We start from the raw sequence: 21,657 nt of genomic DNA, 5'->3' as shown, positions 1-21,657 counted from the left end.
GCAGATGAGTCCAGGACGGAACAGGGAAGCGGAACCCGGTGTGACCGGGGTCGCGTGTGCTGCGCCACTTTTACGGCAGAGTAACAAACCGGCTGGTCGGTGTGGAGGGTCCAGGGGCGGTAATCCCGCCGATCCTCGTCCCGCCCCCGGCGGCCCCGCCCGGTACGCGGGACCGCTGCCCGGTCCGCCGGCCGCGTTCCCGCGCGGAGAATCCGTCCGCGACCGGATCCGTCAGCCGCTAACCTGAGTCGTGTACACCACGAACCGGCTAAGGAACATTCAGCGATGACAGCGGTAGACGGCGACCAGAAGACGGGCGACACCTACGACGCCCGCGCCCTCCAGGACAAATGGCAGGCGCGCTGGGCCGCGGAGCTTCCGTTCCAGGCCGACGAGGACCCCGCGGACACCCGCCCGCGCTCCTACATCGTCGACATGTTCGCCTACCCCTCCGGTGACCTGCACATGGGCCACGCCGAGGCCTACGCCATCGGCGACGTCATCAGCCGCTACCGCCTCCAGCGCGGCGACAACGTCCTGCACCCGGTGGGCTGGGACTCCTTCGGCCTGCCGGCCGAGAACGCGGCCATCAAGAACAACTCCCACCCCGCCGAGTGGACCTACGCCAACATCGAGACCCAGGCGGCCTCGTTCCGGCGCTACGGCATCAGCGTGGACTGGTCGCGCCGCCTGCACACCAGCGACCCCGAGTACTACAAGTGGAACCAGTGGCTGTTCACGCGCTTCTTCGAGCGCGGACTGGCCTACCGCAAGAACGGCCAGGTCAACTGGTGCCCCCAGGACCAGACCGTGCTGGCCAACGAACAGGTCGTGCAGGGCAGGTGCGAGCGCTGCGGCTCCGACGTCGTCCGGCGCAGCCTGAACCAGTGGTACTTCAAGATCACCGACTACGCCCAGCGCCTGCTGGACGACATGGACCAGCTGGACGGCGGCCGCTGGCCGGACGAGATCCTGGCCATGCAGCGCAACTGGATCGGCCGTTCCACCGGCGCCGACGTCCACTTCGCCGTCGAGGGCCGTGACGAGCCCGTCACCGTCTTCACCACCCGGCCCGACACCCTGTACGGCGCCACGTTCTTCGTCGTGGCCGCCGACGCGGACCTGGCCGACGAGCTGTGCGCGCCCGAACAGCGCGAGGCCTTCGACGCCTACCGCGCCGACGTCGCCAAGCTCTCCGACATCGAGCGCCAGGCCACCGAGCGCCCCAAGACCGGTGTGTTCCTGGGCCGCCACGCCGTCAACCCGGTCAACGGCGAGCGCATGCCCGTGTGGGCGGCCGACTACGTCCTGGCCGAATACGGCCACGGCGCCATCATGGCCGTGCCCGCGCACGACCAGCGCGACCTGGACTTCGCCCTGGCCTTCGACCTGCCGGTCAGGGGCGTGGTGGAGACCGGCGAGCCCGACCCGGCCGAGACCGGCGTGGCCACCGCGGGAGAGGGCACCCTGCGCGGCTCCGGCCCGCTGGACGGACTGTCCAAGACCGAGGCCATCGAGCGCATCATCGAGGTCCTGGCCGAGCGCGGCACCGGCAGCGGCACGGTCAACTACCGGCTGCGCGACTGGCTGCTGTCCCGCCAGCGCTACTGGGGCACGCCCATCCCGATCATCCACTGCCCCTCCTGCGGCGAGGTGCCCGTCCCCGACGAGCAGCTGCCGGTCACCCTGCCCGAGCTCAAGGGCGCCGAGCTGGCGCCCAAGGGCATCTCCCCGCTGGCCGCCGCCACGGACTGGGTCAACGTGGACTGCCCCTCGTGCGGCGGCCCCGCCGAGCGCGACACCGACACCATGGACACCTTCGTGGACTCGTCCTGGTACTTCCTGCGCTACTGCTCCCCGCGGCTGGACACGGCCCCCTTCGACACCGGGGCGGTCGAGAAGTGGGGGCCGGTGGACCACTACATCGGTGGCAAGGAGCACGCCACCCTGCACCTGATGTACGCGCGCTTCTTCACCAAGGTCCTGCACGACATGGGCATGGTGTCCTTCACCGAGCCCTTCCGGCGCCTGACCAACCAGGGCCAGGTCATCAACCAGGGCCGCGCGATGTCCAAGTCGCTGGGCAACGGCGTGGACCTGGGCAGGGAGATCGACGTCTACGGCGTGGACGCGGTCCGACTGACGATGCTGTTCGCCTCCCCGCCCGAGGAGGACGTGGACTGGGCCGACGTCTCGGCGGTGGCCGCGCAGAAGTTCCTCAACCGCGCCTACCGGGTGATGGTCGAGGCGGGCACGGCCAGCGAGCCGGGCACCGACCCCGCGAAGGGCGACACCGAGCTGCGCCGGGCCACCCACCGCACCGTCGACCAGATCACCGCCCTGGTCGAGTCCCGTCGGTTCAACGTGGCCATCGCCCGCGTCATGGAGCTGGTCTCGGCCGCCCGCAAGGCCATCGACTCCGGCCCCGGCGCCGCGGACCCGGCGGTCCGCGAGGCCGCCGAGTCCGTGGCCGTCTCCCTGTCCCTGTTCGCGCCCTACGTGGCCGAGGAGGGCTGGGAGAAGCTGGGCCACACCGACAGCGTCGCCGTCGGCCACTGGCCCGAGATCGATCCGGACCTGCTGGTGCAGGAGTCCGTGACCTGTGTGGTGCAGGTACAGAGCAAGGTCCGTGACAAGCTGTCCGTCGCGCCCGACATCGACCCGGCGGAGCTGGAGCGGCTGGCCCTGGCGTCGGAGAAGGCGCGGGGATTCATCGGTGACAAGCAGATCCGCAAGGTGGTCGTGCGCGCGCCGAAGCTGGTGAACATCGTCGTCGGCTGACCGGTACGGGTGACGGCGGCCGCCGGAGGCGGTCGCCGTCCGTGTGCGGTCGGCGCGGCGGCCGACAGGGAGGCGGTGGCCGGGTGGGTCCCCTCGTGCGGGTGGCCGTGGTCGGCGCGGGCGCGGCGGTACTGTCCGCGGTCGCGATCGGCGGCGGTCTGTGGCTGGCCGGGGACGACCCGGACGTGCCCGAGGGCGGTGACGTCCACACCGCCGCTCCCGGGTGCGGGGTGGTCTCCGACGGGCTCCTCACGGGACTGGTGCCCGGAGCCGTCCTGGAGACCTCCGAGCACGGCCCCCTGTCGGGCGGCGACAGTTCGGTGTGCTCGTGGTCCTCCGCGGGGCTGTCCGACGGCCCGCAGGGGGTACTGCGCTTGAGCCTGTCCGCCCGCTTCACCGACGACACGGGGGAGGATCCGGTCAGCGGCGACCAGCGGGCACGGGAGGCCTACGCCGCCCTGGTGCCCGTACGCGGCGACACGGTGGAACTGCCCTCCGGGGAGGGCCGGGTGTGGCACGGCCAGGCGCCCGGAACCGCGGAGCTGGCCTTCACCACCGACAACCTGCTCGTGCGGGTGACCTACGCCGGGACCTCCGGCACCGAACCGGTCGGCTTCGAGGACGCCCGGAACCTGACCGTGGAGTTCGCCGAGCAGCTCGGAGAGGCCTTGTGAGCGACCAACACCCCGATCCCCGGTATCAGGGACAGGAACACGGCCAGGACCAAGGGCAGCAACCGCCGCACCAACAACCGCCGCACCAGGAACCTCAGCCTTCCCCACAGCCTCCAGGGCAGCAGGGCCCCCAGCCGTCGGCACCGGGGCAGCAACCGCAGTACCCACAGCAACCGCAGTACCCACAGCAACCGCAGTACCCACAGCAGGCGATGCAGCCCCAAGGGCGGTACCCGCGACAGCAGCAACCGCGGAATCCCCCGCCGTACGGGCCGCGACCACCCGCCCCCGAGACGGTGCCGTCCGCCCAGCCGCAGAGCCGGGGATGCGCCACCGCCGCCGTGGTCGCCGCCGCACTGGTCCTGGTCGTGCTCGCGGCGGGAGCGGTCTGGTACGTGGCGAACCGGAACGATCCCGAGACGGGCGACTTCGCGTCCGCGCCCGAGTGCGCCGTCGCCGAGACGGAGGCCCTGGACGCGCTGGTGCCCGACCACGCACTGGAGGTCGAGGAGCCGGTCGGCGGCGAGCAGGACCCCTTCGGTTCGGGCTGGCAGTGCCGGTGGGCGACCCCGGGCGGGCCGGGCGAGGTGGTTCCGGGTACCGCGACCCTGGTGATCGTGGCCGCCCCGAACCCGGGCGGCGTCACGACGGCCGTCGACAACCTGCGCACCACCACCTCCCAGCACGAGACCCGGAAGCTGGAGGGGGTCGGCGACGAGGCGGTGACCTGGGTCCAGGGCGAGCCGTACACGGTCTCCTGCGTGGGCGCCCGGGTGTCCAACCTGTACCTGGAGACCTGTTACAGCGTGGCGGGCGGCTACGACGCGGTGGAGCCGGCTGAGGAGGAGCGGATCGTCGCGGGAGCCGAGGAACTCGCGGTGTCCGTGGTGGAGGCGCTGCCGGAGTCCGTGCCGGAGTAACCGCCGGGTGCGGGCGGCGGTGCCAGGCCGCGGACGTCGACGCGGACTACCAGGCAGTGTCCAGGAACTCCGCCAGCGCCGGGGAGACCTCCTCGGCGAAGGGGCGCTGGGAGTCCAGGACGGTGGCGCCGGGCTGGTCCTCGTAGCGGCGGAGGATGTGGTCGGTGCCGGGGATGTCGACGCGCTCGGCGTCCTCCAGGCCGGTCATCAGCCGGTCCACGTCCTCGCGGGGGACCTGGGTGTCCTCCTCGCCCCACAGCACCAGCACGGGTGTGCCCTCGGGCAGGTCCTCGCCCAGTTCCACGGGGTCGAAGGAGTCCATGTAGGCCAGGAAGTCCTCGTTCATCGGGGAGTAGACGCCCTGGACGCCCACCGTGCCGATGTCCGTCGACCGGAGGGAACGGCCCGCCCTGACCGCGGCCCGTGCGGTGCGCGCGTCGGAGAGTATCTCGACGGCCTCTCCCCCCTCGACCTGTTCCAGGGCCTCGGCCACGCGCACCTGTTCGGTGAGCTGCCGGTCGATCAGGTCCAGGTAGCGGGTGCCGGGAGGGGCGGCCAGCACCAGGGCGGGGGAGGGGCGGTCCCCGTCGATGAGCTCGTGGGCGCGCAGCGCGTAGAGGGCGCCCTCGCTGTGCCCGACGACGACCACCCGCCCGGGGTCCACCTCCGGCTGGGAGACGAGTTCGTCGTAGGCCGCCGCCACCTGTTCGTCGAAGAGCCGCGGATCCACGGACCGGACCTCGCCTCCGGACTCCGGGGACTCGAAGTCGGGTCCGCTGCCGTACTTGTCGTAGCGCAGCGAGGCGACCCCGGCGTCGGCGAGCACCCGGGACAGGTTCCAGTTGGTGTTGGCGTCGGGGCGCATGCTGCTGTTGCCGTCGCGGTCGGTGGGGCCGCTGCCGGAGATGATGAGTGCGCCCGGGACGGTGCCGGAGGTGCCCTCCGGCACACGGAAACTCGCGGACACCTCGTGCCCGCCGCCCTCGAAGGCCAGCTCCCGCTCGGTGCCGCCGACCCCGGGTGCCTCGACGGCGCCGTCGTCCTCCGACGCGGGCGCGCAGGCGGTGGCCAACAGGACGGCGGCGGCCCCGCCGACCAGCGCGGCGCGCCAGCGGGCGGCGGGGGAGGAGGCAGGTGTGAACACCTTCTCAGCCTAGCGGTTCGGGTCGGCGGCCCCGCTGTCGCCGCAGGCGTGACTCCTCCACCGCGCCGTCCACGGACGGGACCTCTCCCACGGACGCGGGAGGCCCCCGGTCCCTCCGGGGGGGGGGACGGACCGGGAGCGCGAGGAGTCAGACGCGGCGCATGACCGTGACGACCTTGCCGAGGATGGTGGCGGCGTCACCGTTGATGGGCTCGTAGGCCTCGTTGCGGGGCATCAGCCACACGTGGCCGTCCTCCTCCCGGCGCAGCACCTTGACGGTCGCCTCCTCGTCCAGCAGCGCCGCCACGATGTCGCCGCTCTCGGCGTCCGGCTGCTGGCGGACCACCACCATGTCGCCGTCGGTGATCGCGGCGTCGGTCATCGAGTCACCGACGACGGTGAGCATGAACAGGTGCCCCTCGCCGACCAGCTGGCGGGGCAGCGCGAGCACGTCCTCCACCGACTCCTGGGCCAGGATCGGGCCACCGGCGGCGATCCGGCCGACCAGCGGCACGGCCGCCGCGCGCGAGGGGTCGATGTCCCTGGGGGTCACGGCCTGCCCGTTGGTACGGCCGGGGGTGCGTAGTTCCACGGCACGCGGACGGTTCTGGTCGCGGTGCAGGTAGCCCTTGCGCTGGAGCACCTTGAGCTGGTGGGCCACGCTGGACGGGCTGGACAGGCCGACCACCTCCCCGATTTCCCTTATGGACGGGGGGAAGCCCTTCTCACGCACATAGCGCTGGATGCAGTTCAGCACGCTCTGCTGGCGCGCGGTGAGTTTGGGGGCTTCGGACGTGGACCCGCCCGCGTTCTCCACTGGCGCAAGAACGGTGGCGGTGTCCGCGGTCCCGGGATTCTCCTCCGGCACGGCCGGGCCTCCTCGGCATTCGGTTCGGTCAGGGCCTGCTTGTGTGACTGGCCACCGCCGGCCCGCGACCGCGCCGACCTGGGTGTCTGCGTGATGGCGAAACCAGCGTGAAATCACCGCCAACTTTAGTCGTTGCGCACGGTGATATCAAACAAGCGTTCGAGGCCGGGGTAATTGCTCCCGTGTCTTTTCGCGGTCAATTTCCGGCCCGTGCTTATGTGTGTACACGCGTTCACGCCGCGTTGTCCCACGAATGCGCGAACACGTGTCCGCGGAGCTCGTTTCGGTGTGATACGGAAGACACCTTCTCCTCTGCCGGTTCGGCCGAAAACCCGGTGACGTGGTGCTTCCGGGTGTGGCGGGCCGTCGCGGTTCGCGGCCCGGGCGGCCTTCCGCGCTATCGTGGACCGCGGTGCCGTGCGCCTCCCAGGGGTCGGCAGGCGCCGAGTCCCCGCCCCTCCGCCGCCGTCCGCCCCGTGTCCGCGCGATCGTTCGCCGTGTCGGGACACGCCCCCGCCAGAGTTGCGTCACACGGCACAGGCCCTTAGGTTCGACCACAACATCTGGTGTTTCGAAAAGAGGCGATCACCCAGAAGTTGTAGCTTAGTGGTATCCAAGGGTTGTCGTTCGGTGAGAGAAGCAGGTGAACCAGGGTGCACTGTCCGTTCTGCCGTCATCCGGACACCAGGGTGATCGACAGCAGGTCCACCGACGACGGCGCGGCCGTCCGGCGCCGCCGGTCCTGCCCCGTCTGCGAGCGCAGGTTCACCACCCAGGAGACCGTCCTGCTGATGGTCGCCAAGCGTTCCGGTGTCACCGAGCCCTTCAGCCGGGCCAAGATCATCGCCGGGGTGCGCCGGGCCTGCCAGGGCCGCCCGGTCTCCGAGGACGCCCTCGCCAAACTCGGCCAGCAGGTCGAGGAGGAGATCCGCGGTCGCGGCCTGGCCGAGGTCCCGGCCCACGAGATCGGCCTGGCCATCCTCGGCCCGATGCGCGAGCTCGACGAGGTCGCCTACCTGCACTTCGCCAGCGTCTACCGCGGCTTCGAGAGCCTCGCCGACTTCGAGGCCGAGATCGCCAGTCTGCGGCGGGACCGCGAGTCCGCGCCCGACACCCAGACCAGTACTACCGGGTAGCGCCCTCCCGCGGCCGGGAGGCGACCGCTAGCGGGGCGCCGCCCCGGGGCGGGCACGGAGGAAGAGCACGTCCGGTCCCGCGCCACCCCACGACAAGACGCCGCGCACGGCCGGTAGCCGTGCCCACGAGGTAGAGGCAGGGGAGAGTCCGCGATGACGGAAACCGCCAGCGGTCCGACAGGACGCAAGGGCAAGGGGAACCGCAAGGGGATGAAGATGAGGCGCGTCTTCACCTCCCCGGGTACGCACCCCTACGACTCCCTGGAATGGGAGCGCCGCGACGTCGTCATGACCAACTGGCGTGACGGCACGGTCAACTTCGAGCAGCGCGGTGTGGAGTTCCCCACCTCCTGGTCGATGAACGCCACCCAGATCGTGGCGAGCAAGTACTTCCGCGGCGCCCTCGGCACCCCCGAGCGCGAGTGGAGCCTCAAACAGCTCATCAACCGCGTCGTCGGCGTCTACACCACCACCGGCCGCGAGCACGGCTACTTCGCCTCCGACGAGGACGCCGAGGCCTTCGACCACGAGCTCAAGTACGCCCTCGCCCACCAGCTGTTCAGCTTCAACTCCCCGGTGTGGTTCAACGTCGGCACCACCTCCGCCCAGCAGGTCTCGGCGTGCCAGCCCTACGACGCGATGGTCAGCACTCCGGCTGGGCTCGTGCCCATCGGTGAACTGGTGGAGAAGGACGCCGTCGGCACCAAGGTCTACGACGCGCATGGCCTGACCCGTGTCGTGGCGACCAAGGCGAACGGCGTCAAGGATGTTCTGCGTCTCCATACCAAGGCCGGTTACACCCTTGACGCCACGTCAGACCACCTGGTGTGGAAGGCGACGGGGGACGCGCTCGACCATGGACGCTTCCTTCCGGCGGGGGAGCTCCATCCTGGCGACAAGGTGCAGTGGCACCGGCGTGAGGCCTTCGGTGAGTCCGAGATCCGTTCGCTGGACGTCGCGGAGGCCGCACTCGCGGGGTGGCTCCAGGCAGACGGATTCGTTGGGCAGTACGAGGGCACGAACGAGTCCTTGACCATCGAAGCGACAACCGTCACGCCAGCGGAACTGGAGTGGGTCGCCTCCGCCTTGGACAACGCCCTTCCCGGAGTGCATCGCGAGGAGAGCCACGTCAGGACCCAGGACGACACCCTGGACTGCCGACGAACCAGGCTCCACGGGAACTGCCTCAATGACTTCGTCGAGCGCTGGGGACTGCGTGCGCGCGGCACGGATATGGAGGTCCCGGAGCTCCTGTTCACCGCCCCGCTGCCGGTTGTTCGCGCATACCTGCGCAGCCTCTTCCAGTCGGAGGGCTATGTCTCCGATCGGGAGAGTTCCACCCTCCTCGGACTGGACATGAGCTCCGAGAAGCTGGTCAGGGGAGTCCAGCGGCTGCTTCTCCGGTTCGGAATCTTCTCCCGGGTGTGCCGGAAGGTAGAGCCCGGGGAGAACCGCCACGGTCTTTGGGCGTTGGGAATCCAGCCCCTGGGTGAACGGGAGCGGTTCCACACCGAAATCGGTTTCGTGGACGAACGCAAGGCACTCAAGTTGGAGCGGAGCTTGGAGAGGCCCGGACGTGCGGCCAAGCAGACCAAGCTTCTGGAGATCGCCCGTGTCGAGAACCTCGGCGCTATGGAGGTCTACGACATCCAGACCGAGAGCGGTGAGTACCTCTCGGGGAACCTTCGCGTGCACAACTGTTTCATCCTGTCCGTGGACGACACCATGGAGTCGATCCTGGACTGGTACAAGGAGGAGGGGATCATCTTCAAGGGCGGGTCCGGCGCGGGTGTGAACCTGTCGCGCATCCGCTCCAGCAAGGAGCTGCTCTCCTCCGGCGGCACCGCCTCGGGCCCCGTCTCCTTCATGCGCGGCGCCGACGCCTCGGCCGGAACCATCAAGTCCGGCGGCGCCACCCGCCGGGCGGCCAAGATGGTCGTGCTGGACGTCGACCACCCCGACATCCAGGACTTCGTCGAGACCAAGGCCCGCGAGGAGCACAAGATCCGTGCCCTGCGCGACGCCGGCTTCGACGTCGACCTGGGCGGCGACGACATGTTCAGCGTCCAGTACCAGAACGCCAACAACTCCGTCCGGGTCTCCGACGCGTTCATGCGCGCCGTGGAGACCGGCTCCGACTTCGGCCTGACCTCCCGCACCACCGGCGAGGTCGTCGCCACCGTCGACGCCAAGGACCTGTTCCACCGCATGGCCAAGGCCGCGTGGGAGTGCGCCGACCCGGGCGTCCAGTACGACGGCACGATCCAGGACTGGCACACCACGCCCGAAAGCGGACGTATCAGTGCCAGTAATCCGTGCAGTGAATACATGTCCCTGGACGACTCGTCCTGCAACCTGGCCTCGATCAACCTGCTGAAGTTCCTGCGCGAGGACGACACCTTCGACGTGGAGCGCTTCACCAGGCTCACCGAGCTGGTCATCACGGCGATGGACATCTCCATCACCTTCGCCGACTTCCCGACCGAGAAGATCGGCGAGACCACCCGAGCCTTCCGCCAGCTCGGCATCGGCTACGCCAACCTGGGCGCCCTGCTGATGGCGACCGGCCACGCCTACGACTCCGACGGCGGACGCGCCGTCGCCGCCGCCGTCACTTCGCTGATGACCGGCACCGCCTACCGGCGCAGCGCCGAACTGGCCGGGGTGGTCGGCCCCTACGACGGTTACAAGCGCAACGAGCAGCCTCACAAGCGGGTCATGCGCAAGCACGCCGCCGCCAACGACGACCTGCGCACCGTGGGATCCCTGGAGGAGCCGATCCACGCCGCGGCCACCCGCGAGTGGGCCGAGTGCCTCAAGGTCGGCGAGCGCAACGGCTGGCGCAACGCCCAGGCGAGCCTGATCGCGCCCACCGGAACCATCGGATTCATGCTCGACTGCGACACGACGGGCATCGAGCCGGACTTCTCTCTGGTCAAGTTCAAGAAGCTGGTCGGCGGCGGCTCCATGCAGATCGTCAACCAGGCCATCCCGCGCGCGCTCAGGAACCTGGGCTACCAGGACGAGCAGGTGGAGGCGATCGTCGAGTACGTGTCCGAGAACGGCCACGTCGTGAACGCGCCGGGCCTGCGCCCCGAGCACTACGAGGTGTTCGACTGCGCGATGGGCCGCCGCTACATCCAGCCCATGGGCCACGTGCGGATGATGGCCTCGGCGCAGCCGTTCCTGTCCGGAGCGATCTCCAAGACGGTGAACGTGCCGGAGGAGGCCTCGGTCGAGGACTTCGAGCACATCTACTTCCAGGGCTGGAAGCTGGGTCTGAAGGCGCTCGCGGTCTACCGGGACAACTGCAAGGTCGGCCAGCCGCTGTCCACCGGCAGGACGGAGGAGAAGAAGGCCGAGCCCGAGGCGGCGACCGCCGAGGGGGCCCGCCCGGTCCGGCGCCGCCTGCCCAAGAAGCGCCCGAGCGAGACCACGTCGTTCTCCGTGGGAGGGGCCGAGGGCTACATCACCGCGGGCTCCTACCCCGACGACGGTCTGGGCGAGGTGTTCATGAAGCTCGGCAAGCAGGGGTCGACCCTGGCCGGGGTGATGGACGCCTTCTCCATCGCGATCTCCATCGCCCTGCAGTACGGGGTGCCCCTGGAGACCTACGTGGAGAAGTTCACGAACATGCGGTTCGACCCGGCGGGCATGACCGATGACCCGGACATCCGCATGGCCCAGTCGGTGGTGGACTACATCTTCCGCCGCCTGGCCCTGGACCACCTGCCCTACGAGGAGCGCGCCGCTCTGGGGGTGCTGTCGGCCGCCGAGCGCCAGGCGCAGCTGGCGGGCGAGGACCCGGCACAGCTCGCCGCGCAGGTGGAGTCCTACGCCCAGTCCGCGGCCACCCGCGGGGCGGAGGCCGCCGAGGCCCCGGCCGCGTCCCGGGAGGAGGAGCCCGAGGCGGCGGAGAGGCCCACCGCGGCGCACTCCACCACGGAGCTGATGGAGGGCAAGGGCTTCGTCGCGGACGCGCCGCTGTGCGTCACCTGCGGTACCAAGATGCGCCCGTCGGGCAGCTGCTACGCCTGCGAGGGCTGCGGCGCCACCAGCGGCTGCAGCTGATCCGCTGAGGCCGGACCACCGGTGGGGGAGGGGCACGGCGCCCGGCGCCGTACCCCTCCCGGTACTGCGCCGGCGGTGCCCGGGCGAACCGGAGGAGGAGCGGGACCGTACGCCGTCTCCACCGGGGCCGGACGGGGCCGCCTCAGTCGCGGCCACGGTCCTCCGAGGCGGTCGCGACCGCGGCGACCGCCGCGGTCACACCCAGCACGGCGGGCCAGGGACCGACCTTCCTGGCCAGCGGGTGGGCCAGTCCGAACGCGCCCACGTACACGCCGGTGAGCGCGACCGCGGCGCCCACTCCCGAGCGGCGCCGCCACGTCCCGAAGGCCGCTGCGCCGAACGCCGCCGGCACGACCCCGCCCAGCGGGCGGTTGCCGGTCGTGCGGGCCACGGTGTAGCCGCCGAGCAGGCCTGCGCTGGTGAGGACGGCACTGGGTACTGCGGGCATCGTCGGTTCCCCCTCTGCTTCCGGCCGGGACCGGTGCGGTGCATGCGGCAACGACGTTATCCCGGTCGGAGGAGGCCGGCACGCGGGGCCTTCCACACGTGTCCGGCCAGGGGCCGTGCCCAACCCGCCAACCCGCCAACCCGCCAACCCGCCAACCCGCCGGGAAGTCTTCCCGTCCTGCTCCCGACACGGCCCCTGGGTTTCGGACGTCTCCCGTGCCAAGGTTGATGCTGTCCACTATGGTTCGCCCGGCCGCGCGATCGGTCCCCGTCCGGAACCGGACCGCGGTACGCGACGTCGAAGCCGATAGTTCCCCACCTCCGAAAAGGAGTTCATGCCTATGTCGTTCGCGCAGACCGTGCGCGGCGCGGCTGGCGCCGTCGCCCAGGGCGGCGACCCGCGCCAGGCGGTGTCCGACGCAGTGCAACAGGCCACCGAGGACGGTGGGCTCGACCCACGGGACTTCGTCGCCGCCCGTGAGCAGGGCGACTCCGTCGGAACCCGCATCGAGCAGGAGAGCACCTCCCTCAACAACGCGGGAGAGGCGCTCAACCGCAGCTACTACGAGCGCGGCGACACCGGCCCGGTCCACGTCATCTGCCCCATGGTGATTCCCCGCGGCCGTACCTTCCTGACGATGCTTCCGGCCATCGCGCTGGTCGTCCTCGGCGTGGTCGGCGCCTTCGTCGTCCTGACCCCGCAGGCCCTGGCCGGTGGAAACCCTCTGCTCAACCCGTTCTTCGGCATCCACTACTGGCTCATCACCCTCGCGATCGCCGTGTTCATGTGGTGGCGCCAGGGCATGGTGATGGTGCCCGAGGGCTGCGAGGCGATCGTCACCCGCTTCGGGAAGATGGAGAACATCTACCAGCCCGGCCGGGTCACGCTCTTCAACCCCTGGAAGCGTGTCTCCTACATCGTCAACACCACCCGCGAGTACCCGTTCAACGCCCCGATCCGCTCGGCGCCCACCAAGAGCGGCGTGCAGGCCTCCATAGACCTGTTCGTGCAGTTCAGGATCATCAACTCCACCGACTTCGTCTACACGCTGGGCGGTGTGAACGGCTTCCAGGAGAAGCTCAACAACGCGATCAGCGAGACCACCCGGAGCCTCATCTACGAGCAGGAGGCCTCGGCGATCTACGACATGGTCGGTGACAACACCCAGAGCCTGGTGGAGCAGCTCAACCGCCAGTTCAGCGGGATCGTCGAGCTGACCAGCGCAAACATCACCCACGCCGAGCCCTCCAACCAGGAGTACCGGATGGACCTGGCGGCGCCGGAGATGGTGCGCGTGGCCAAGGACGCCTACACCTTCGAGTACGAGCTCCAGCTGCGCAAGGAGCAGAACGAGGGTGACCTGAACAAGGAACTGGCGACCCTCAACGAGACCCTGTCCGCGATCCAGGCCGACATCGCCCAGTACCAGGCGCAGATGGACACCGCCCTGGAGCGCGAGACCAACCGGGCCCGCTCCCTGGCGCACCAGCGCTTCGTCGAGGCCGAGTCCGAGGCCAACGCGAACGCCGCCCTCCTGCAGGCCCAGGCCCTGGACATCCGCGCGGTCAGTGCCGCCGAGGCGCCCGAGATCCTCAACTACCGCTTCCGCGGGAACCTCCTCGACAAGCTGGAGGCGGTCGCCGACAGCCTGCCGCGGGTTCTGCGGATCGGGTCGGGCGACTCCGCCAGCGTCGACTACCTGCGCATCGCCCAGGAGATCATCGGCCAGGCCGACACCGCCCTGTTCTCCCAGGAGGACATGGAGGGCCTCCGCTCCCGGCTGGACGACATCCGGGGCCGTATCACCGAGCGCGAGCAGGAGATCAACGCGCTGATCCGGGACGCCGAGAGCCCCCAGGCCGCGCCGGAGAGCGGCGAGGACCCGGGAGAGGACCGGGTGGAGCAGATCCGCCAGTCCGTCTCCGATCAGTCCATCGACGAGCGCCTGGCCGACACCCCGCAGGAGTCCGACGAGTCTCCCGAGGCGTACGGGCGGCACGAGGCTCCGGGGGAGGCCGGGTCGTCCGCCCGCGTGCAGCCGCCGGCCGACGCGCCGCCGCCCTCGGGCGCCCCCCGCCAGTCCTCCGAGGACCCGCCACCGCCGCCGTGGTCACAGCACGGCCCCCAGGGCCCCCAGGGTCCCGGCCAGAACCAGGGAGGTCAGTAAATGAGCCAGCCCGTGAACGCCGGCAGCGGCTCCAGCATCAAGGAGTCCCTCGCCTCCTGGGGTGACCTGGCCGGTCTGCTGCGCGGCGGCGACCAGGGCGCGATCGTCCCCGTGGTCATCCCGCGCGACAACCGCGGCCTGCGGTGGATGGTCCTGGTCTGGTTCGGCCTGTTCGCCCTGTGCTCGGCGCTGATGATGGCCCTCAACGCCGTGGCGGGCGGGATCTTCGCCGGGATCGGCTACACCGTCCTGGCCGTCCCGACCCTGATCGTGGGTGTGCTCAGCATCATCGCGGCGGGCCTGTGGTGGTGGCGCGGCTCGATCATCGAGATCGAGGAGGGCACGCACGGCATCCTCACCAAGTACGGCGCGATCGTGAAGCCGATCGGCCCGGGCCGCCACTACCTGTGGCACCCGTGGTCGCGGGTGGACTTCGTGGTGGACACCCGCACGGAGATCCCCTACACGGCGCCGGTCCTGGCCTGCCCCACGCGTGAGAACGTGCCGCTGAAGTCGATCGAGTTCTTCCTCAAGTTCCAGATCACCGACCCCATCCGGTTCGTGACGATCATCGGCGCCAGCAACTTCGACCTGGTGCTGTCCAGCGCGGTACAGGACGCCATCCGCCAGCGCAGCCGCCAGGTCAACACCGAGTCCGCCTACGACCTGCGCGGTTCCAACGTGGAGGACATGCGCCGCCTGCTCAACGGGCAGCTGGAGAAGTACGGGGTCCGGATCACCGGCTGCAACATCCCCGACGTGCAGCTGCCCAACCAGTACCAGCAGCACCTGTCCACGCGGGAGCGGGTCGCCAAGGAGCTGGTGGCCTACGAGCAGGAGTGGGAGCTGACGCGCAAGCGCCGCATCGACACCCTGCTGATGGACATCGAGCGCTCCAAGAAGACCCGTGACGCGAAGATCGTCGAGGTCAACGCCTCCCTCAACAAGGCGCGCAAGGACGTCGCGCAGATGCTGGAGGAGCAGGTGACCGAGGCGCAGCGGGTGCGCTACGAGATCGAGACGCGCGGCCGGGCCGACCTGGTGGCCGCCGAGAACGAGGCGAAGGCGCAGCAGCGCCTGGCCACCGCCTACCGGGACAACCGGGCGGTGCTGGAGTACGAGCTGGCCCGCCGACGCCTGGACGTGGGCGCCACGCTGGCCGGGCGTGCCCCGCGTCCGGTGGTGGTGCAGACCGAGGCCGGGTCCGGGGACAGCTCGACGCTGTCGACGCTGCTGACCGCACAGCTGTTGCCGCAGATGATGAACGAGGGGTCCGCTCGGGCGTCCTTGGACACCTCGGCGAACGACGCGCGGGGGGCGGTGGACTCCGCGCAGGGCGCGGTCGCCGCCGCGGCCGAGCGCCAGCAGCAGATGGCGGAGGAGTACCGAAGCCGGCAGGACGCCGCGATGCGCCAGCAGTCCGAACGCGGTGAGGGCCACGGCGAGCAGGGACGCCGCCAGTAGCCGGTCCGCCCGACCCGCGGCCCGTGGCCGGACCGTGCGGCGGGGAGCGAGAAGGTGAGGGGTCCGCGGCCGGGAACGGTCGCGGACCCCTCACGCTGTTCCGGGGCATGCGGGGCCGCGGGCTCCCCGGGCGGGATCAGCCGACGGGGGAGAGGGCGGTGTAACCCGCTTCGATGTCGATCCCGTGTCGGGCCGCGATCTCCACCAGGTCCTCCACCTCTCCTGCCTGGGCGCTGGCCAGGTCGTCGTCACCGCGTGCGTGGGCGCGGCGCAACGCGGTGATCGAGTCGTGGAGCCGCAGGTGAAGGGTGAGCACGAACTCGCGCATGGAGCCTCTCCTCAGGGTTGGCGGCGCTGCCGGAAGGGGGAGGCCGTGGGGCCTCTCCCGGGGGGCGCGTCCATCTGTACCGGCCCAAGGTGAGAGGAGCGTTGGAGCAGTACAGCCACCGGCAAGGAGAAAGTAAGGACTGCGGTCGAAGACCGTCCGTCGAGGGTGGTGTGGAGGACGACGGGTGAGGTGCTAGTGGTCCACCCAGACGTACCAGTCGCCCGACACGTGCTCGTAGATCTTCGAGCCCTGCCCGGGGACGAACACTCCCTCGGGGACCTCCTCGGTGCTGTAGGCCAGCCCGGAGGGGGCGAACAGCCCGGAGCCCTCGACGGCGTAGTGCGTGATGTCCCCCGACACGGAGATACTGCGCAGCGAGTACATCCCCGTCCGCTGGCCGTTGAGCGGGATGGTGGTGAGGTCGCCGGTGTCCTCGCGCAGGGTCATCAGATCGTCGGCGGAGGCCTGTACCCGCGTCTGGAGGGGAACGTCGGCCACGGCCAGCCCGAGCGCCACGGCGGCGATCACCGGTGCGGACACCCAGCGCAGCCAGTAGTAGCGGATCATCGGACGGGCCACGGCCAGGGCGATCCCCAGGCGCAGGGCGCCCATCCCCGCCAGGAGCAGGCCGCCCACCAGGCCGAGGGCGAACGTGGGCAGGTGCCCGCCGGGCACGCTGTCCTCGAAGAGCAGCACCAGCCCCACCACGCCGCACGCGGGGATGTAGAGCCGCCCCGGGGGGCGTGAGGCCCAGCTGATCAGGCGTTGGCCGAAGGTCGGCTTCTCCGCGATCTCGATCAGTTTGGCCACGGACCCGTCAGGGTTCGGACCAGAAGCTGCGGCGGACATGGTGTTCCCCCCACCGAATCCGTGTCATGGAGACGCCGGCCCGAAGACAGGTGTGGCAGAGGGGCCACAGGGCCGCGTCACAGTCGATACGGCCGTCGTAGTGCGGCCTGTTCCACAGGATAGAGCAGTGGAGGGACGTGTTCGGGGAAGCGAGGCGAAACAGCGGGATCTTTCTCCTCCGCTCCGAGTGGTCCGCGTACCTGTTGCCGGCGCCGCCCGGCCCCTTTCGGGGACAGCACGAGGCGGCCCCCGGGCCACCGTCCGCCGTCCACGGCCGTCGACACGCACAACGCCGTGACCAGTGCCGCAACCGTCAACGAGGAGGGCGGCGCCACGTCCGGGGCGTCCGTCGTGAGGGCGCCGAGCACGGCTCCGGCGCCGGACGGGGCCCGGCCGGCCGTGTGAGCAGACCCACTGGGAGGACGAGCGGGAACGACGCGCGCGGGGCGGGGCCCGCGATGCCGTCGCCGTCACGGGCCGCGGCGCTGCGCCTGTCCCGGTCTTCGGCGGAACCGGCCCGGCCGGTGGCCCCGCCGTTCTAGGGTGGGAGTGTGCCGACCACTCCCACACCAGCCGCGCAGCCCGCCGCCCCCACCTACGAACTGGAGGACGAACTCCGTTCCTCCGGAGCGCGGGTGGTCGCCGGGGTGGACGAGGTGGGACGCGGGGCCTGGGCCGGACCCCTGCTGGTCTGCGCCGCCGTCCCCGGCGAGGGCGGCCCGCCCGCCGGACTGACCGACTCCAAGCGCCTGACCCCCAAACGCCGCCGCGAGCTCGCCGACCAGCTCCGCCCCTGGGTGGCCGACCACGCCTTCGGCTGGTCCTCTCCCGAGGAGATCGACGAGGTCGGCATGACCGAGGCCCTGCACCGTGCCTCCCGCCGCGCCCTGGACGCGCTCGCCCCGCGTCCCGACGCCGTCGTCCTCGACGGCGGGCACGACTTCATCGGCCGCCCCTGGCGTGTCCGCACCCAGGTCAAAGGCGACCTGGTGTGCGTCAGCGTCGCCGCCGCCGCCATCCTGGCCAAGGTCCACCGCGACGCGTTCATGGCCGAGCTGGCCGCCGACCACCCCGGCTACGGGTTCGAGCGGGCGGCCGGATACCCCTCGCCCGTGCACCGGGCGACCCTCGCCGAGTCCGGTCCGACTCCGCACCACCGCATGAGCTGGGCCTACCTCGACGCCCTCCCCCGATGGAAGCACCTGCGCAAGGTCCGCCCCGGCTCCGGCGGACAGATCCCCCTCCTCTGACCTCTGACCCACCGGATCCGCCGTTCGGACACCCGCCGCCCGGGGCCGCGGGCGGGAGACCGGGGCGATCCCTGGACCGACGTCGGCCCACACCCGGCAACCGGGCCGCCGGGGGCACGACACGCCGCCCCGCACTGGACATCGGCCCCACTTGGGACAAGGCTTTGGCTGTGGACGTCGGCCCCCCGGCGCCCATCCACCCCGACCCCCGCCGGTCAGGAGAACCGACCGCCCACGGACCCCCACGCAGGAAGGGGCACGGATGACGCGTGAGACGCGCTCCACCACCGCCGCGGAGCCCGAACGCGCCTCGGGACTCGACCGCCTGCGCGCCCTCTACCACCGGATCCCCCTCGGCAGACGGCTCGTGTCCGCCCTGGTACTGCTCACCGTGGTCGCCGTCGTCGCCTTCGTCACGGGCCTCCCCGTCCTGGGCGCGGTCACCGGGACCCTCGTCCTGCTGATGGTCCTCACCGCCCTCATGCGCTCGACCGACGCCTTCGTCACGGTGATGGTGTGCGTGCTCTGGCTCGCCGTGGCCGTCCCCCTGTTCCAGATCCCCCTCACCGGCGACCCCGTCACACTGCTGATCCCGCCGCTGCCCCTGCTCGTGGTCCTGGCTGCCAGCCGGGCACGCGAGTTCCCCGTCTGGCACACCGCCGCGCTCTCCCTCACCGCCGGACTCATCGCCGGATTCTCCCTGGCCCTGGTCGGACTGGTCGTCGAGTCCTTCCCCGCCTCCTGGGGAATCGCCCTGCTCTACGCCGCCGCGGGCGCCTGCCTGCTGTGGCGGCTGTCCGCCTCCCGCCAGATCCTCAGGGACAGCGAGGCCAACCGGCGCGAGACCGCCGGGGCCATGCCCGTCTCCCGCCGCACCGGACGCGGCGACCGCTCCGACGGACCGGACGCCGAGGGACGCGCCCAACCGCTGCGCGGCCGCTCCGACACCGGCCCCCGCCCCGTGCGCTCCGCCGCGGGAGAGGTCCACGGCGAGGAGCCCGTCCCCGTGGACCGGGCCCTGGCCGAACTGGAGGACATGATCGGGCTCGACCCGGTCAAACAGCAGGTACGCGGAATCGCCGCCTCCATCGAGGCCGCCCGGCTGCGCGCCGACGCGGGGTTCCCCGTCGAGCGCCCCCTGCGCCACCTGGTCTTCTCCGGCCCGCCCGGTACCGGTAAGACCAGCGTCGCGCGCACGCTGGCCACGATCTTCCACTCCTTCGGCCTGCTGCCCACCTCCCGCGTGGTCGAGGCCCAGCGCGCCGACCTCGTGGGGGAGTACCTGGGCGCCACCGCCATCAAGACCAACGAGCTCGTGGACCGCGCCCTGGGTGGTGTGCTGTTCGTCGACGAGGCCTACTCGCTGGTCAACGAGGGCGACGGGCAGTCGGACCGGTTCGGCAACGAGGCCGTGCAGACCCTCCTCAAACGCGCCGAGGACGACCGCGACCAGCTCGTCATCGTCCTGGCCGGATACGAGAAGGAGATGGACGCCTTCCTGGCCTCCAACCCCGGCCTGGCCTCCCGCTTCGCCACCCGCATCAGTTTTCCCAGCTACTCGGCCGACGAGCTGTTCCGCATCGCCGAGTCCCTCGTCCACCAGCGCGGCGACACGCTGGAGGCCGGGGCCGCACAGGCGCTCCGGCGAAGATTCGACCAGGTGGTCCAACGCGAGGTGGTCGACGAGCTCGGCAACGGCCGCTTCGCCCGCTCGGTGGTCGAGAAGGCCGCCCAGGCCCGCGACGTGCGCGTGGTCACCGCCGGAGTGGACGGCGACGCGCCCGCGCCCCGCCCCGAGGCCGAGGACTTGATCACGGTCCGAGCCGCCGACGTCGAGACCGCCCACCGGGAGCTGACCTCCCGCCTGCCCGGTTTCGGCGAGGCTCCGGGCATCGAGGAGGCGCTGGCCGAACTGGACGCCATGATCGGCCTGGAACCGGTCAAGGAGCAGGTCCGCTCCATCGTCGCCCAGCTGCGTGTGGCCAAGCTCCGCGAGGAGCAGGGCCTGCTCAACCAGGCGCCCATGAGGCACTTCGTGTTCTCCGGCCCGCCCGGCACCGGCAAGACCACCGTCGCGCGTGTGCTCGGCCGGGTCTTCGCCGCCCTCGGCCTGCTCGGCCGTGCCGACGTGGTCGAGGCCCAGCGCGCCGACCTGGTCGGCGAGCACCTGGGGGCCACCGCGGTCAAGACCAACCGGCTCGTGGACCGCGCCCTGGGCGGTGTGCTGTTCGTCGACGAGGCGTACTCCCTGGTCAATCCCGGCTACAGCGGCGGGGACGCGTTCGGCGCCGAGGCGATCCAGACCCTGCTCAAGCGGGCCGAGGACGACCGGTCCCGGCTCGTGGTCGTGCTCGCCGGGTATCCGGCCGAGATGGAGCGCTTCCTGCTCTCCAACGCCGGGCTGTCCTCACGGTTCAACGTGCGCGTGCGCTTCCCCTCCTACAGCCCCGCCGAACTCACCGAGATCGCCGAGGCCGTGGCCGCGCGCACCGGTGACGCCTTCGACGACACCGCGCGAGAGGACCTGCGCAGCATCTTCGCGCACGTGTGCGAGGCCGGGTGGATCGACGAGCTCGGCAACGGCCGCTTCGCCCGTTCCCTGTTCGAGAAGGCGTGCTCCCACCGCGACCTGCGGGTGTCCCAGGAGGTGGGTGAGGCCGCGACCGCGGCCGAGCTCACCGTGGTGACCAGCGCGGACGTGCGCAAGGCCTATGCCGAGGCCACCCAGCAGGCATAGGGATTGTTCGGCGCACAGGCCTGAGGAACCGCCCTCCGACCGGCTGCTAGTGTCCGACGCATGACCGCTTCTCCCACTTCCTCCTCCGTGTCCCCCGTCACCCAGGCGCTCATCCTCGCCGGCGGCCAGGCCACCCGGCTGCGGCCCTACACCGACACCCGCCCCAAGGCGATGGTGGAGGTGGCCGGACGTCCGATCATCGACTACCAGCTGGAGTGGCTCACCGGCCACGGCGTCGAACAGGTCGTCGTCTCCTGCGGCTACAAGGCCGAGGTGCTGCGCGAGTACCTGGATGCCCGCGAGGACGGGCCGGAGATCACGTTGCTGGTCGAGGACGAGCCGCTCGGGCGCGGTGGCGCCCTGCGTTACGCCTCCACCGGCCTGCGCGACTCGGGCGCCCCCTACTTCGCGCTCAACGGTGACGTGCTCACCTGGTTCCCCCTGGACGAGATGGCAGCCCACCACCGGGAGCGGGGCGGACTGGCGACCCTGGCCCTGTCCCAGTTCCGCACGACCTGGGGCATCGTGGACGTGGACGACGAGGACCGGGTCGAGGGCTTCACCCAGAGCCCGCTGCTTCCGGTGTGGATCAACGCCGGGGTGTACCTGTTCGAGCCGGGCCTCACCCCGCTGCTGCCCACCAAGGGCGACCACGAGTCCTCCACCTTCCCCGACCTGGCCAAGGAGGGGCGGCTGACCGCCTACCGCATCGACGGGTTCTGGCGCGGCGTGGACACCGCCAAGGACGTCAAGGAGGCGGGGGAGCAGATCACCGCCATGCGGAGGGGCGACTGACCGCCGCGGTGGCGGGGCGGGTGCT

Annotated in this window: 15 protein-coding genes; 10 read left to right on the top strand and 5 right to left on the bottom strand. The window is 71.0% G+C overall.

Features of this window, described 5'->3' with window-relative positions:
- Positions 1 to 285: 285 nt before the first annotated feature.
- From leuS to FYX01_RS17875, 3 genes are all read left to right on the top strand, one after another.
- Complete coding sequence (gene leuS / locus FYX01_RS17885; protein WP_150242863.1) at positions 286 to 2,781, top strand: leucine--tRNA ligase; 2,496 nt, start codon at positions 286 to 288, stop codon at positions 2,779 to 2,781.
- Positions 2,782 to 2,864: 83 nt separating this feature from the next.
- A complete protein-coding gene (locus FYX01_RS17880; RefSeq protein WP_150242861.1) occupies positions 2,865 to 3,455 on the top strand; it encodes a hypothetical protein in 591 nt (196 codons plus the stop codon).
- A 296-nt stretch (positions 3,456 to 3,751) separates the two neighbouring features.
- On the top strand, positions 3,752 to 4,375 hold the full coding sequence (locus FYX01_RS17875) for a hypothetical protein (protein ID WP_150242859.1): 624 nt from the start codon (positions 3,752 to 3,754) through the stop codon (positions 4,373 to 4,375).
- A 46-nt stretch (positions 4,376 to 4,421) separates the two neighbouring features.
- Here the strand turns inward: FYX01_RS17875 and FYX01_RS17870 are convergent, their stop codons facing one another.
- Both FYX01_RS17870 and lexA read right to left on the bottom strand, forming a co-directional pair.
- Positions 4,422 to 5,519 (bottom strand): alpha/beta hydrolase family protein, encoded by a 1,098-nt coding sequence (locus tag FYX01_RS17870; RefSeq protein WP_150242857.1) that lies wholly within the window; start codon positions 5,517 to 5,519, stop codon positions 4,422 to 4,424.
- A 148-nt stretch (positions 5,520 to 5,667) separates the two neighbouring features.
- Positions 5,668 to 6,387, bottom strand: coding sequence for a transcriptional repressor LexA (lexA, locus tag FYX01_RS17865; RefSeq protein ID WP_150242855.1), 720 nt, complete (start codon positions 6,385 to 6,387; stop codon positions 5,668 to 5,670).
- 653 nt (positions 6,388 to 7,040) lie between these two features.
- Between lexA and nrdR the strand changes: the two genes are divergently transcribed.
- Both nrdR and FYX01_RS17855 read left to right on the top strand, forming a co-directional pair.
- Positions 7,041 to 7,523, top strand: coding sequence for a transcriptional regulator NrdR (gene nrdR, locus FYX01_RS17860; protein ID WP_150242853.1), 483 nt, complete (start codon positions 7,041 to 7,043; stop codon positions 7,521 to 7,523).
- 153 nt (positions 7,524 to 7,676) lie between these two features.
- A complete protein-coding gene (locus tag FYX01_RS17855) occupies positions 7,677 to 11,594 on the top strand; it encodes a vitamin B12-dependent ribonucleotide reductase (protein WP_150242851.1) in 3,918 nt (1,305 codons plus the stop codon).
- A gap of 142 nt (positions 11,595 to 11,736) precedes the next feature.
- On the opposite strand, the gene FYX01_RS17850 is transcribed toward FYX01_RS17855, so the two are convergent.
- Positions 11,737 to 12,042: a hypothetical protein gene (locus FYX01_RS17850; protein WP_150242849.1), complete on the bottom strand. Its 306-nt coding sequence runs from the start codon at positions 12,040 to 12,042 to the stop codon at positions 11,737 to 11,739.
- Between the two features lie 340 nt (positions 12,043 to 12,382).
- Between FYX01_RS17850 and FYX01_RS17845 the strand changes: the two genes are divergently transcribed.
- Positions 12,383 to 14,209, top strand: coding sequence for an SPFH domain-containing protein (locus FYX01_RS17845; protein WP_150242847.1), 1,827 nt, complete (start codon positions 12,383 to 12,385; stop codon positions 14,207 to 14,209).
- A complete protein-coding gene (locus tag FYX01_RS17840; RefSeq protein ID WP_150242845.1) occupies positions 14,210 to 15,673 on the top strand; it encodes an SPFH domain-containing protein in 1,464 nt (487 codons plus the stop codon).
- A gap of 136 nt (positions 15,674 to 15,809) precedes the next feature.
- On the opposite strand, the gene FYX01_RS17835 is transcribed toward FYX01_RS17840, so the two are convergent.
- A complete protein-coding gene (locus FYX01_RS17835) occupies positions 15,810 to 16,001 on the bottom strand; it encodes a hypothetical protein (protein ID WP_077691377.1) in 192 nt (63 codons plus the stop codon).
- A gap of 192 nt (positions 16,002 to 16,193) precedes the next feature.
- Positions 16,194 to 16,850 (bottom strand): hypothetical protein, encoded by a 657-nt coding sequence (locus tag FYX01_RS17830; protein WP_150242843.1) that lies wholly within the window; start codon positions 16,848 to 16,850, stop codon positions 16,194 to 16,196.
- A 551-nt stretch (positions 16,851 to 17,401) separates the two neighbouring features.
- Between FYX01_RS17830 and FYX01_RS17825 the strand changes: the two genes are divergently transcribed.
- From FYX01_RS17825 to FYX01_RS17815, 3 genes are all read left to right on the top strand, one after another.
- Entirely contained in the window at positions 17,402 to 18,100 is a 699-nt protein-coding gene (locus FYX01_RS17825; protein ID WP_150242841.1) for a ribonuclease HII, read from the top strand.
- Between the two features lie 262 nt (positions 18,101 to 18,362).
- Complete coding sequence (locus FYX01_RS17820; protein WP_150242839.1) at positions 18,363 to 20,837, top strand: AAA family ATPase; 2,475 nt, start codon at positions 18,363 to 18,365, stop codon at positions 20,835 to 20,837.
- Positions 20,838 to 20,897: 60 nt separating this feature from the next.
- Positions 20,898 to 21,632 (top strand): nucleotidyltransferase family protein, encoded by a 735-nt coding sequence (locus tag FYX01_RS17815; RefSeq protein WP_150242837.1) that lies wholly within the window; start codon positions 20,898 to 20,900, stop codon positions 21,630 to 21,632.
- Positions 21,633 to 21,657 lie beyond the last annotated feature (25 nt).

The sequence above is a fragment of the Nocardiopsis quinghaiensis genome (assembly GCF_008638365.1).
Classification (GTDB): Bacteria; Actinomycetota; Actinomycetes; order Streptosporangiales; family Streptosporangiaceae; genus Nocardiopsis; species Nocardiopsis quinghaiensis.
Note: the sequence above shows the minus strand (reverse complement) of the source record. Positions and strands in the feature narration are given on the sequence as shown.

Bases quoted from the DNA above. Each gene is read 5' to 3' on its own strand.
- FYX01_RS17835 (WP_077691377.1), bottom strand. From the start codon at position 16,001: ATGCGCGAGTTCGTGCTCACCCTTCACCTGCGGCTCCACGACTCGATC.
- FYX01_RS17820 (WP_150242839.1), top strand. From the start codon at position 18,363: ATGACGCGTGAGACGCGCTCCACCACCGCCGCGGAGCCCGAACGCGCC.
- FYX01_RS17850 (WP_150242849.1), bottom strand. From the start codon at position 12,042: ATGCCCGCAGTACCCAGTGCCGTCCTCACCAGCGCAGGCCTGCTCGGC.
- FYX01_RS17855 (WP_150242851.1), top strand. From the start codon at position 7,677: ATGACGGAAACCGCCAGCGGTCCGACAGGACGCAAGGGCAAGGGGAAC.
- FYX01_RS17830 (WP_150242843.1), bottom strand. From the start codon at position 16,850: ATGTCCGCCGCAGCTTCTGGTCCGAACCCTGACGGGTCCGTGGCCAAA.
- leuS (WP_150242863.1), top strand. From the start codon at position 286: ATGACAGCGGTAGACGGCGACCAGAAGACGGGCGACACCTACGACGCC.
- FYX01_RS17815 (WP_150242837.1), top strand. From the start codon at position 20,898: ATGACCGCTTCTCCCACTTCCTCCTCCGTGTCCCCCGTCACCCAGGCG.
- FYX01_RS17845 (WP_150242847.1), top strand. From the start codon at position 12,383: ATGTCGTTCGCGCAGACCGTGCGCGGCGCGGCTGGCGCCGTCGCCCAG.
- FYX01_RS17840 (WP_150242845.1), top strand. From the start codon at position 14,210: ATGAGCCAGCCCGTGAACGCCGGCAGCGGCTCCAGCATCAAGGAGTCC.